This is a genomic window from Pseudomonas sp. (assembly GCF_049590575.1).
Lineage (GTDB): Bacteria > Pseudomonadota > Gammaproteobacteria > Pseudomonadales > Pseudomonadaceae > Aquipseudomonas.
This window is the reverse complement of the sequence record NZ_JBAWDE010000323.1, coordinates 1-12,096: the sequence shown is the minus strand read 5'-3', so window position 1 is coordinate 12,096 and position 12,096 is coordinate 1. Positions and strand designations below refer to the sequence as shown.

The following is a 12,096-nucleotide window of genomic DNA, read 5'->3' as shown; positions in this document are numbered from 1 at the left end:
CCCCTGGCCTGCCCGCCCGCCAGCGGCAATCGCGCCCAGGCCATGGGCTACCCGGCCCTGCAATTGTTGATCGAACGGGCCATGTCCCATCAGGACAGCTTTGAACTGAGCGAAGCAGAGTTGCCGCTGGCGATCGATATCTGCCAGCGCCTGGACGGCATTCCGCTGGCCATCGAGTTGGTCGCGGCGCAGATCGAACGCTTCGGCCTGCCTGGGTTGCTGGTGCAAATGGACGACAACGTTCGCCTGCTGACCCGTGGCCGGCGCAGCGCCCTGCCCCGCCACCAGACCCTGCGTGCCACGCTGGACTGGAGCTTCGCCCTGCTGACCGCGTGCGAGCAGATCTGCCTGCGCCGCCTCGCGGTGTTCCGCGGTGGCTTCAGCCTGGCCAGCGCGGCGGCGGTGATTGCCGGCGAGCAGATCGAGCCGATCGAAGTGCTCGGCTCGATCACTCAGTTGGTGGCCAAATCCTTGCTCAACGTGGAGCCCGGCGACGACGAGATGGTTTATCGCCTGCTGGATGTCACCCGCACCTATGCCCTGGAAAAACTCAGCCTAGCCCAGGAGCTCGACGCCACCCGCGAACGCCACGCGGCACGCTGCCTGGCCCTGATGGAGCAAGCGCAGGACGATTGGGAACTGACCGCCACCCAGCCATGGATCGACCGTTATGCGCCACTGCGTGAAGACGTGCGCGCCGCCCTTGACTGGGGGCTTGCCGACGGCGGTGAGCAGTTGCTGGCGATCCGTTTGACGGTCAGCGCAATGCCGCTTTGGCAGGAATTGTCGCTGCTCAGGGAACACGCCCTGTATGTCGACAAGGCCCTGGCGCGGATGGGCACGGCCAGCTCCCCCTGCACACAGTTGACCCTGCAACTGCAACTGGCGCTGGGCAGCCTGTCCTATCACGCCTTGGGTGCTGCACCGCGCACCATCGCCGCGTTTGTCAGCGCCCGGCGCCTGGCCGAAGAACGCCAGGACCTCGACGGCCAATTGCGTGCGGTCTCCGGCCACATGGCGGTGAATCTGTGTGCGGGCCTCTACCGCCAGGCGCTCGAGCTGAGCGTGCAGTTCGATCATCTCGACCCGCGCACCAACCCGCTGCTGGACCTGAGCGCCCAGCGCCTGCGCGTGCTGGCACAGCATTACACCGGCAACCAGACACTCGCGCGGCACAATGCCGAGCAGATGATCCAGCGCATGGCCCACAGTGGCTCGTTGAACCGCTTCGCGCACCGTATCGGCGTGCAATACGACCAGAGCGTGGCCTCGCTCACGGTGCTGGCGCGGATCCTGTGGTTGCAAGGGTTCCCTGACCGCGCGTGGAGCGTCGCCAGCCAGGCGCTGGAACTGGCGCTGCAAATCAATCACGGCACGTCGATCTGCTACACCCTGGCCCTGGCCGGCGTGGTGATCGCCCGCTACAACGGTGACGACGAGGCGGCGCGGTCGCTGCAGGCGCTGCTGCTGGAACAGTCGCACAAGCACTCGGTGCAACTGTTCCAGACTTGGGCCGGCCACTACGCCGGCATCCTCGAGCGCAACGATTTGCAGGGCCTGGGGCTGGTCGAGGACACCTTGATCACCTTCGGCGCCAGCCCGGTGGATCTGCGTGCCTTGGAACGGGCGCGCAGTGGCGCGGCCGGTTGGTGCAGCCCGGAGATTCTGCGGGTGCACGCCGAGAGCCTGGCCGATGCCCGCGCGGCCGAAGCGTTGCTGCTCGAAGCCCTGGGCCTGGCGCACCAGCAAGGCGCCCTCGCCTGGGAGCTGCGTTGCGCGACCTCATTGGCGCGGCTGTGGCAAACCCAAGGCCGTGTGCAACCCGCGCGCGAGCTGCTGGGCTCAGTCTACGCGCGCTTTACCGAAGGCTTGGGCACCCAGGACCTGCTCCGCGTGCGCGGCCTGCTCGACGAGCTGCAAGACAAACGGCCGGCCTGAAAACGGCCCAAGATAATGCCCATAACCCTGCTGCAACCGCGCGACCTGTGCAGGGTTGCGCAGTTGCGCGAGGGCGTAGCTGCGCGTGCTATTGAGCAAACGGTAGCGCTCCGGCCCCAGGCCCGGCTCGACGCTCAACAGCGAGGTTTCGACCAGGCGCCCCAGCAGGTAGGCCAGGTCAGCGTGCTCCAGCTCAGTGCCGGCGACCAGTTGGCTGAGGGTCGGCAAGGTCACCGCCATCCGGAACAGGCCCAATTGCAAAAACAGCCAGCGCTCCGGCAGGCTCAGGCGCTCGTAGCTCCAGTCCAGCGCGGCCGCCAGCGATTGATGGCGCTCAACCGCGGTGCGTCGGCCACGGACCAGCAGCTGTATGCCACTGCGCAATTGCGCCTGCACACCGCACACGCCCAAGGCGTCGACCTGGGCCGCAGCCAATTCGAGCGCCAGGGGAATGCCGTCGAGGCGCCGGCAGATATCGCGCAGCGGCGCCAGGTCCTGGAGACGCAATTCAAAGCCCTGTTGGCTGGCGCGTGCGCGAGCGACGAACAACTGCACCGCCGGATAAGCCATCGCCTGCTCGACACTGCCCAACACCGACGGTGCAGGCACCGCCAAGCGAGGCACGCGCAGTACCCATTCACCTGGCGCCTGCAACGCCTCACGGCTACTGACCAGCACGCTGACCTGGGGCGCCTGTTCACGCAATACGCGCAGCAAATGGCGGCAGGCGCCCAGCAACAGGTCGGCACCGTCGAGTACCAGCAGCATCTGCCGGCCGGCCAATTGGCGGCACAGCTCAGTCACACTGGCGCAGGGTTCCAGCTGCAGCGCCGAGGCCAGGTGGCGCAGCATCAATAGCGGCGCCTGCACCGTGGCCAAGTCGACCCACCACACGCCGTCGCGGTAACGCGGTAAAACACGCTCGGCCAACGCCAGGGCCAGCGTGCTTTTGCCCACACCGGCGCAACCGGTGAGGCAGAGCAGGCGTTGCCCCGACAAGCGCCGCACCAGCACGCTCAGCAATTCATCGCGGCCCATCACCGGGCTGAGCCGCACGGCCAGATTGTGCCGAGGCGGCAGTGCGTGCATGGGCGCCTGCACCGGCGCGGCGAAGCAGTAGCCACGTTGCGGGTCATTAAGGATAAAGCGTTGCCCGTCGAGGGCGCGGCGCAAGGCGGCGATGTGCACCCGCAGGTTGTTCTCCTCCACCACACTGCACGGCCATACCCGCTCGATCAACGTGGCCTTGCTGATGAACTGCCCAGGTGTTTCCAGAAGCACGGCGAGGATGTCCAGCGCGCGGCCACCCAAAGGCACCGGCCAGCCGGCCTTGCTGACCAGCCGCTGGTGCCGGTGAAAGGCATAGGCACCAAAGCGCAGCGTGCTGTCCGCGTCCATCGCCTGAGGGTTTTGCATGTCTGTCATCGCGCTGAAACGCCCGGCCTTGGGCGTTCGCGCATCCTTTTCCGTGGGCTTGTGGCTATCTTGCCAGTTGGCGGTGACAGGACAATGCTGGCACAGGGAGCGCTACGGACATTCGGGTGCGCGAGACGGACATCCTGTCGTTAACTGAACTGTTGTCGGTATTGGGTCGGGTTGAGGCCGAGCTTTTCACTGAACAGAAAGCGCATATGCCGCACGCTGCCGAAGCCTGCGTGGAAGGCCACGGTCTTGAGCGGCAGCTCGGTGCTTTCGAGTAACTGGCGAGCACGGTCGATGCGCGCGCCCTGCAGGAAGGCCATGGGGGTCATCTGCACCTCCCGGGCAAACAGGCGGGCAAAATGGCGCGCGCTCATGCCGGCCAGCTCCGCCATCGACTCGATGGTGAACGGCTGATCCAGGTGCTCCAGCACATGCTTCTGCACACGGGTGATCGGCGTTTCCTGGGGCGCCACGGCGGCGGTCATCGGGCTGAACTGTGCCTGGCCGCCCTGGCGTTTCATCACCACCAGCAGCACCTTGGCCACTTCCACCGCGACGTGTTTGCCATGGTCCTGGGCCACGACTGACAGCGCCAGGTCGATCCCCGCGGTGACCCCGCCCGAGGTGATCAAGCGCCCATCCTGCAGGTAGATGCGATCGGTCTCGACGATGGCCTTGGGGAAGGCCTTGATCAAACGTTCGGTGTAGTGCCAGTGGGTGGTCACGCGGTGGTCGTCGAGCAGGCCCGCATGCCCAAGCACAAAGGCACCGGTGCAGATCGAACCAAAACGCCGGGCGCGTGGCGCGGCCTGTTTCAACCAGGGCAACAGCGCAGGGTGGCATTCGTTGTAGGCACCGGGGCCGCCGGGCACCAACAGCAGGTCATAGGCCTCGTGCGCCTGGCCCAGCAGCAGGTCGGCATGCACCGCCACCCCATTGGAGGCGCGCAGCGGGCCGGGCTCGGTGCCAATGGTGAGTATCCGATAGTGGTCTGCCGCAGGCAGGTACCGGTTGGCAATCGAAAACACTTCGAGCGGCCCGGCCATGTCGAGCAGGAGGAAGTCCGGAAACAACGCCATGGCCACGGTTTTCATAAAACGAGAGATCCAGAAGAAGAGAGACGGCGGGCATTATGGCACGTCCAAGACTGTCAACCCGAGGGAGACAGTTATTCAAACTTCACCTTCTTAATGAATTATACGGTAACCAGTAACCTTCTTCTCAACGCAAGCGCCCTGCATCTCGCAGCCCGCGCTGACTTGAGGACACCCCCATGCTGACCCTTCGCAAAGCTTCCGAACGCGGCGCCGCCAATCACGGTTGGTTGAAGTCGTTTCACACCTTCTCGTTCGCCAACTACTGGAACCCGCAGGAACAGGGGTTTTCCGACCTGCTGGTGATCAACGATGACCGCGTTGCCGCCGGTAAGGGTTTCGGCCAACACCCGCACCGCGACATGGAGATCTTCTCTTATGTGCTCGAAGGCGCCCTGGAACACAAGGACACCCTGGGCACCGGCTCGGTGATTCGCCCTGGCGACGTGCAATTGATGAGCGCCGGCAGCGGCGTAGCCCACAGCGAGTTCAACCACAGCCAGACCCGCGGCGTGCACTTCCTGCAGATCTGGATCGTGCCCGCCGTGGCCGGTGCCGAACCGCGCTATCAACAGGAGCACTTCAGCGCGGCGCAGAAACGTGGGCGCTTGCAGTTGATCATCTCGCCGGACGGCGCCGACGGTTCCTTGAGCGTACGCCAGGATGCACGCGTGTATGCCGGGCTGTTCAACGCTGACGAAAGCGCCAGCCTGGACCTGCCGCCGGACCGCCATGTGTACATCCACGTGGCCCGAGGCAGCGTTGAAGTCAACGGCCAGCGCTTGCACGAAGGCGACGGCGCCCGGGTGCGCGATGAGCGCCAGATTCGCCTGAGCCAGGGTGAGGATGCCGAGGTGCTGGTGTTCGACCTGCGCCCTCTGGAACTGCCGCAAATGCCCTGACCGGCACGGCGATGGCCCAGCTTTACGGGCCATCGCTGGCGTCGATAGTCACCATCAGCGCAATGAAGTTCTCTTAAAAAATGCAACGCGTAACATCAAACCCATACCAGCAACAACCCAACTAAAACACTCGGAGCACACACTCATGAAACGCCAAATCTTGCTTAGCCTCGCTTTCTCGGTACTCGCTGCAAACGCATTTTCTCACCCTGTTGTCGCCGAAGGCGGTGCGGATCGCTTGCAGGAACGCGGCCTGGCTGAAGGCGGTGCGGATCGCCTGCAGGAACGTGGCCTGGCTGAAGGCGGTGCGGATCGCCTGCAGGAACGCGGCCTGGCTGAAGGCGGTGCGGATCGTCTGCAGGAACGCGGCCTGGCTGAAGGTGGTGCGGATCGTCTGCAAGGCAACAACGCTTAATGCCCGGCTGTTTGCGGGAACCCCAAACCGGCCTGATCAGCCGGTTTTTTTTCGCCTGCGATTAAACGCGTTGCAGGCTCGCCCAGCCGTTTTCCACCTGATGACGGACAGGCTTCAAGACCCGCATTGGCAAAAAAAGCGTTAGGACTAAAATACTTATCCGAGAGTAAAAATTTGCACTAGGCTATGTGTAAGTTCGTACAAGCACCTGCCTAATATCCGCGCATCTCCCCTTCCGATTCGTAAAAACAAAGTGGCGAATGTTAAAATTTGTCACGTTTTAACGTATTCAATTCGATTAGTATCTAAACGCTAGCAGCGATCGAACTGACGGCCTTGCATGCCGGAAAAGGGAGTAGGGTAATGCATTTTTCCAACGTCCTCGCTATTGCACGAACTCAATCGAAATCAGAGGACTTTCGGGCGCTTATAGTTCGAACTGTAGCGGATGATTTAAAAGTCGATACACGTTGCTATGGGCAACTAGTAGAGGCCCAGCAAAATCATGGACATTACCGTGCCATCATTATAGAAGTGGACACACCCTCGGCCAGCAATCAAACCCTGGACATAATAAGAAAAACCCGAGAAGAGCACCCTGGCTCGACCATATTTGTGGTTGTCACTTTTGCCTCGACCCTGAGCAAGACCAAATACTACCTGGCCGGCGCGGACTACTGCGTCAAAGTGGTAGAAACCGCCCCCGAAAAAAAATTAAGCCTGTTTAACGCTTTTCTCAGCGACAACGCGCAACTTCATTGCGGCCTGATACTGGACCAGGACCGTATGTGCATTTATGGCGATGGCAAAAAGCTGGAAATATCATTCGTCGAAATGAAAGTACTCGAAGCGCTGATCCAGAATCGACTGCTCAGTCATAATGAGATCGCCGCTGCCATGGGGCTTAATACCCGGCATTACGATTCCCGCGCGTTGGAAAAGTCCATCAGCCGGCTGCGCAGTAAGATCAAGGCACACTACGGCGAAAATATTATCCAGAATATCCGCGGCTATGGTTACAAACTCAGCCGCAGCCTTAGTTGCGCCAGTCATGTCCAGCACACCAAGGAGACGTCGAACCGTGAATAGCGAAAAGAACCCACGCGCCGATAGCTCGGACTTGCACATCGTCAGGCAGGCGATCGTTGATCGCGGGCATGCCTTGTGGGCGAATGAAATCAGGCTGGTCGGTGACCACACTGGCGAGCAACTTGAAAATGCTTACCACGCGGCGTTGCAGCGTATAAGCCCTCAGCGTAAAAAAGTCCGGCCGCTCGACAAAAAGGTAACTCGCACATTTCTGCGCATCGGTCAGACGGCCTTGATGAACGATGACACTCTCACGTGGATTATTCAGACCGCGCAGTCACTGGAAAAAAACCACCGGCCTTTCACCCTGAGTATCGACAACCCCCTGGATGCGCTGCCCGGCCCGGTAGAACGCCGTGCCATGGTGCGTCAGTTGTACAGGCTGAAAGACCACAGTGGTATCACGCTGGCCTACAACAACTACAGACTCGATACAAAACCTGCGGACTTACTGATCGACCTCAAGCTCTATGACTACATCAAGATGCCCTTCCCGGATTCCGCGCTCCGGCTGAGCCTCACGACACGCTCGGATCTGTTCGATCGCCTCTACGACCGCATGCTAGAGCTGATCAGCACCACGGGCGTACGCTTTATCGCCGACACGGTAGAGTTTTCCGACAGTGCAATGCTGGCTAAAAACCTGCCTTTCGAATACTTTCAGGGCGGCTATTACTCCCCTCCCGACTGCCTATAACAACTGCACTTTCCTGATATCGGTGGACACTATGAGCTCCCTAAAGAAACACGCCTTCACGACGACGCTTCCGGCTATAGCACTGCAGGACTTCACGCCCAACGCAGAGTTGTTCCATTACGATCTGAACGCAGCGGATGAACCGCCAGTGCTCTCACCTGCGCAGCAGACGCTCGCACGCTTTAACACTTATGTGATTACCCACACCCTGCGGTTACCTTCACTACCGTTTAACGCGGCGCGGCAAGAATCAAGAATGCCGACCTCAAAGGATCAGGAAAAGTCGAATAACCATCCTCGCCCTCCGGAGATAAGCGCCGAGCGAACGCAGCTGTACCCGCAAGATTTCTGGTTGCTGACTCAACATGACCGCACGCTGGTCAAGGGCGGTTTGCGCATTTCATTGACCACCATTGAATCGGCGCTGATTAAAAAGATGCTGCACCATGAAGAACGCGTGGTCAGCAAAGAGGAATTGATCCGCAATATAGGACGCGAGCCCGAATTATACCGCGGGCTGGAAATGTGCCTGAGCCGGCTGCAGGAAAAGTTCAAACGCGCGAATGACGGCGAGCGTCTATTTCGTGCAGTCAGGAACCGCGGCTATTGCCTGACGCAAAAAATAAAGAAACCCCTGGAGCTCAATTCATCACGCCGCTAACACAATAAAACCGCTTAAACTTATCACTCACCCTGCCTATTTACTTACATTAATACCTGCCTTTTTATAACACCCCTTCTAATAAAAATGACTCGCCTGTCGTTATAAGTCGTCAGCCACTGACTCCTGCCGTTGATTACTATCTATCGGTACGCGACCGCGCGTGCCCGTTGTTTTAATTCGGCCATGCCGTTTGTCTATCAAACCCTGCCACCACGTGCGTGGTCACCACCGGGAGCAGAACTATGCTGAATAACACTAGAATGCATCGCAACCTGACCCCCAAGGGTTTAACGTTCTGGGGCCAGTGGATGCTCGCATCGAGCCTGGTGGTTGCACTGTTGTTCATGTTGGTCTTCTTCAAGACCGGTCAACTTGAATACAACTACCGCGTGCTGGCTGCCTTTACCATTCTGGCGTCTTTGCCGGCGTATAGCCTGTGTGATGTCTACAGTAAGAAAGATGACTATGGCGTGGGCCTGGGTCGGCTGTTCATGGGCTGGTTACTGACAGTCGGCATTGTGTTGCTTATCGGCCTGGTCTGTAACGCGAGTGCGATGTTCCCCCTCGAAACATTATTACTCTGGGCCGCCGTAAGTTATCCGCTATTGGCCCTTTGTTATATCCCGCTGCATAGCCTGTCGCGGTATTATCACCGCCAACTTCACGAACGCCACAAGTCGCTGATTGTTGGCACCGGTAAGTTGGCCGTGGATCTGGCGAAAGCCCTCTCCCGGCAAAAACGCTCGCCGCTGGTAGGCCTGGTCGGCAGCCACACCGATGCCTCTAAGCAGGCGCCGGCGCAAATCCTCGGCGAACTGCCGCAATTGCCGCAGCTGATCAGGCAACACGGTATCCGCCGGCTCTACATCACCCACTCACTCCAGGACGCCACGCATATCGAGGCCCTGTACCTGAACTTGCTGGACATCAGCGTGGACGTGATCTGGGTGCCCGACCTCAATAACATGCTGCTGCTCAACCATTGCGTTGCCGAAGTGGACGGGCTGCCGGCCATCTTCCTCAACGAAAGCCCGCTGACCAGCCGCCCTACCGCCGCCCTGAGCAAGTCACTGCTGGACAAGAGCATCGCCCTGCTGGCGATCATAGTGTTGAGCCCGGTATTGCTGCTGTTCGCCCTGTTGATCAAGCTCACCTCCCCCGGCCCGGTGATTTTCAAGCAAGAGCGCCACGGCTGGAATGGCCAGGTGATAAAGGTCTGGAAGTTCCGCTCGATGCGCGTGCATGACGACCATGAGGTGCGCCAGGCCAGCCGCAATGACGCGCGCATTACCCCGGTGGGCCGGTTTATCCGTCGCACGTCCATCGATGAATTACCGCAGTTGTTCAATGTGCTGCAAGGCAATATGGCCCTGGTCGGGCCGCGGCCCCATGCGATCGCGCACAACGACTACTACTCGGGCAAGATCCACGCGTACATGGCGCGCCACCGGATCAAGCCCGGTATCACCGGGCTGGCACAGGTCAGTGGCTGCCGCGGCGAGACCGAGACCCTGGAGAAGATGCAGCGCCGCGTCGACATCGACCTGCGTTACATCAATACCTGGTCGCTGTGGCTGGACATCAAGATCCTGATCAAGACGCCCTTCACCCTGCTGTCCAAGGATATCTACTGACAAAAAAGGGGGACTTCAGGTCCCCCTTCCCGCCTCACTCGGTGATCTTGTCGATGTTCTTGTAAAACAGCTCACTGTCGCGCCCATCCGTCATCGAATGCAGTGAATACGCGCGGTTCAACCGCGCCCCGCCATCGCGCGTCAACGGTGCCCACACCAGGTTGGCGCGGCGCATCGTAGACAGGCTCATCAACTCATCGAACGGCACGGACAGGTAAAGCCCCTTGTCGAAGCTGCCTTCGCCAAAATCCTCCTTGGACACATTGGTGCGGGTGACCCACGCGCCGATCCGCACACCATTGTTGAACTGGCGCGACAGGTCCAGGGTCGCGCCCCAATCCCTGGCCAGGTAGCGGCCGACGCTCAAGGCCCCCTGAATGTTGAACGGCAGATCGGTGTAGCCGGTGACGTGCCCGGTGACGGTGCGGTAATCACGCAGGCTGAAATCCTGCTCGAAACCGCGTTGGCGCACATAGTTGAGGTCCGCCCCCAAGGCCCAGCGCTGGCCCATCGGGCGGTACAGCAGCTCACTGCCGACGCCGGCGTACATCGACTCCAGCAAACCACCGTAGACCATGCCGTACAGGTCCTGGTCGAGCCGCGCCGCATGGTTGAGCTGGAACGTCGGCAGGGTCACATCGGCACTGGTCATGTACTTGCGCAGGTCGGTGCGTACCCTGGGCAAACCACTCGGGGCATCGTAGGTAAAGCCGTCGTAGTTGTTCAGCAGGTTGACGCTGAGCAAGCCGCTGCCCCAGGTGTTGCGGGTAAAGCGGTATTCGGCGTCGAGGTCGGCGGTGATCTGGTAGAGCAAACCGTCCGGCCCGCCGACGTTCTGCTTGTAGCCCAGGCCCAGGCCATAGCTCAAGGGTTTCGGCGGCTGGGTATAGAGCACGGTCTGGCTATTGGTATTGGCGCGGTTGACCTCGGCCTGGCGGTGCAGGTTCTGCAGAGGCTCGCGGTTATTGACCACCTCGCGGAACGTGTTGCGCGGCACGCTGGTTTCCTCGATGCCCATGGCATAGCGCTCGCTGACCAGGGTGAACCAGTCGATCTGGTCGTTCACGCTGTTGTCCAGAATGCGACTGGCACGGCCCACCGCCTTGGCGCTGTAGAAGTACCGCTGCTGTTCGCCATACACCAGCAACTCCGGCCCGCGCTGGGCAATGCGCTGCACATTGTAGCCGGCGTTGTCGTGCAGCCGCTGGGCCACAGCGGCCCAATCCACCTGGTCCATCGGGGTGGTCGGCGCCACGGTGGGCAACTTGGGCGCCGGCGGGTCATAGGTTTTGACCGGGGCTTTGCGGCTGACGAAATTGGTGTGCAGGGTGATGCCGAACATCGCGGTATTGCCTCGTTCCCAGGCAGCACTGACGTCGATGGAATCGGCGACCTTGTAGACCAACCCCAGGTTGAGCGGCGAGTCCTGGCGAAAGCGGTTGTCCCTGGGCTCGTGCTTGTAGTCGTTGCCTTCCACTTCGAGCTTGAGGCTCAGCGGCGCCCAGGGCGTCTGGTAGGCAACGCCGCCAAACAGCGCAGGCCGCCCACGGAAGTAGCCATTGGAAAAACTGCCCGAGCCTTCGGCGGTGGGACGGTCCTTGAAGCGCTGATCCAGCGCGCCGAGGGGGTTGTCGAAATCACCGCGGCTGCCCAGGTAGCCCCAGGCGATGCCGGCGCTGAAGTCCAGGTCACCGTAGCGTTTGTTGGCGACCAGGTATTCGCTGGAAAACAGCCCGGTACCGCCCAGGTCCATAAACCCCAGCGCGACTTCGGGCAGCCTGTGGCTCTCCTGGTAGAGGCGCACCTTGGCGTCGACGGCCTTGTCCTTGTAGCTCTGGCCGCCGCTGAAAGATTCGGGGCCATAGGGCCGGTTGGTGATCGCCGTGTAGCGAAACGTCCCTTCCAGCCAGTCCAGCGGCTGAGCCGAAAAACTGTAGCGGCTGTAAGGTTCGGTGCGGTTGGCATTCACACTGAATTCGCCGGCGGGCGCCATGCGCGCGGTGGGGGTTTGCAGCAGCCCGACGCCGCCAAAATCGCTCTGGGTGTAACGAGGATCGCCATGCACGACGCCACAAGGCACCAATAGCACGGCCGCAATACATAATTTCAAGGCGTGACCTCGGCCAGGGGTTGGGTGGCGATAAATTCGGCCAGTTGCGGGTTCAGTTGCGGGGTGGGCGCACCCAGGTCATCGCTGCGGACCGGCACCAGCAGCGTGCTGCCGGGCGCGGGAGGCGCACC

Annotated in this window: 10 protein-coding genes and 1 pseudogene; 7 read left to right on the top strand and 4 right to left on the bottom strand. The window is 60.9% G+C overall.

The genetic code is table 11. The features are described from left to right. A partial coding sequence (locus tag WBR57_RS22575) for an ATP-binding protein (RefSeq protein ID WP_424086787.1) occupies nt 1-1,938 on the top strand: 1,938 nt, incomplete at its 5' end. Here the strand turns inward: WBR57_RS22575 and WBR57_RS22570 are convergent. Continuing rightward, nucleotides 1,843-3,354, bottom strand: coding sequence for a winged helix-turn-helix domain-containing protein (locus tag WBR57_RS22570; RefSeq protein ID WP_424086785.1), 1,512 nt, complete (start codon nt 3,352-3,354; stop codon nt 1,843-1,845). The two genes, WBR57_RS22575 and WBR57_RS22570, sit on opposite strands and share 96 nt — an antisense overlap. A 149-nt stretch (nt 3,355-3,503) precedes the next feature. Then, nucleotides 3,504-4,454, bottom strand: a complete 951-nt coding sequence (locus WBR57_RS22565; protein WP_424086783.1) for a GlxA family transcriptional regulator — start codon at nt 4,452-4,454, stop codon at nt 3,504-3,506. Between the two features lie 179 nt (nt 4,455-4,633). On the opposite strand from WBR57_RS22565, the gene WBR57_RS22560 reads away from it, so the two are divergent. From WBR57_RS22560 to WBR57_RS22535, 6 genes are all read left to right on the top strand, one after another. Beyond that, nucleotides 4,634-5,356, top strand: a complete 723-nt coding sequence (locus tag WBR57_RS22560; protein ID WP_424086781.1) for a pirin family protein — start codon at nt 4,634-4,636, stop codon at nt 5,354-5,356. Between the two features lie 145 nt (nt 5,357-5,501). Beyond that, the gene (locus WBR57_RS22555) at nt 5,502-5,771 is read left to right on the top strand and encodes a hypothetical protein (RefSeq protein WP_424086779.1); all 270 of its coding nucleotides are present in this window, start codon (nt 5,502-5,504) and stop codon (nt 5,769-5,771) included. A 363-nt stretch (nt 5,772-6,134) separates the two neighbouring features. After that, nucleotides 6,135-6,860 carry a winged helix-turn-helix domain-containing protein gene (locus WBR57_RS22550; protein ID WP_424086777.1) on the top strand — a complete coding sequence of 242 codons (726 nt, stop codon included), beginning with the start codon at nt 6,135-6,137 and terminating at the stop codon, nt 6,858-6,860. Beyond that, the gene (locus WBR57_RS22545; protein WP_424086775.1) at nt 6,853-7,557 is read left to right on the top strand and encodes a hypothetical protein; all 705 of its coding nucleotides are present in this window, start codon (nt 6,853-6,855) and stop codon (nt 7,555-7,557) included. Before WBR57_RS22550 ends, WBR57_RS22545 begins: the two co-directional genes overlap by 8 nt. Nucleotides 7,558-7,588: 31 nt before the next feature. Then, on the top strand, nt 7,589-8,218 hold the full coding sequence (locus WBR57_RS22540) for a winged helix-turn-helix domain-containing protein (protein WP_424086773.1): 630 nt from the start codon (nt 7,589-7,591) through the stop codon (nt 8,216-8,218). Between the two features lie 245 nt (nt 8,219-8,463). Next, a complete protein-coding gene (locus WBR57_RS22535) occupies nt 8,464-9,855 on the top strand; it encodes an undecaprenyl-phosphate glucose phosphotransferase (RefSeq protein WP_424086771.1) in 1,392 nt (463 codons plus the stop codon). 34 nt (nt 9,856-9,889) lie between these two features. On the opposite strand, the gene WBR57_RS22530 is transcribed toward WBR57_RS22535, so the two are convergent. Together WBR57_RS22530 and WBR57_RS22525 are read right to left on the bottom strand one after the other, a co-directional pair. Next, complete coding sequence (locus tag WBR57_RS22530; protein WP_424086768.1) at nt 9,890-11,965, bottom strand: YjbH domain-containing protein; 2,076 nt, start codon at nt 11,963-11,965, stop codon at nt 9,890-9,892. Continuing rightward, nucleotides 11,962-12,096, bottom strand: a pseudogene (locus WBR57_RS22525) (capsule biosynthesis GfcC family protein); the annotation flags it as partial. The gene WBR57_RS22530 and the pseudogene WBR57_RS22525, both read right to left, overlap by 4 nt.

What these genes read in the sequence shown, in the direction of transcription:
- WBR57_RS22560 (WP_424086781.1), top strand. Translation starts at nt 4,634, where the DNA reads ATGCTGACCCTTCGCAAAGCTTCCGAACGCGGCGCCGCCAATCACGGT.
- WBR57_RS22570 (WP_424086785.1), bottom strand. Translation starts at nt 3,354, where the DNA reads ATGCAAAACCCTCAGGCGATGGACGCGGACAGCACGCTGCGCTTTGGT.
- WBR57_RS22540 (WP_424086773.1), top strand. Translation starts at nt 7,589, where the DNA reads ATGAGCTCCCTAAAGAAACACGCCTTCACGACGACGCTTCCGGCTATA.
- WBR57_RS22550 (WP_424086777.1), top strand. Translation starts at nt 6,135, where the DNA reads ATGCATTTTTCCAACGTCCTCGCTATTGCACGAACTCAATCGAAATCA.
- WBR57_RS22565 (WP_424086783.1), bottom strand. Translation starts at nt 4,454, where the DNA reads ATGAAAACCGTGGCCATGGCGTTGTTTCCGGACTTCCTCCTGCTCGAC.
- WBR57_RS22555 (WP_424086779.1), top strand. Translation starts at nt 5,502, where the DNA reads ATGAAACGCCAAATCTTGCTTAGCCTCGCTTTCTCGGTACTCGCTGCA.
- WBR57_RS22535 (WP_424086771.1), top strand. Translation starts at nt 8,464, where the DNA reads ATGCTGAATAACACTAGAATGCATCGCAACCTGACCCCCAAGGGTTTA.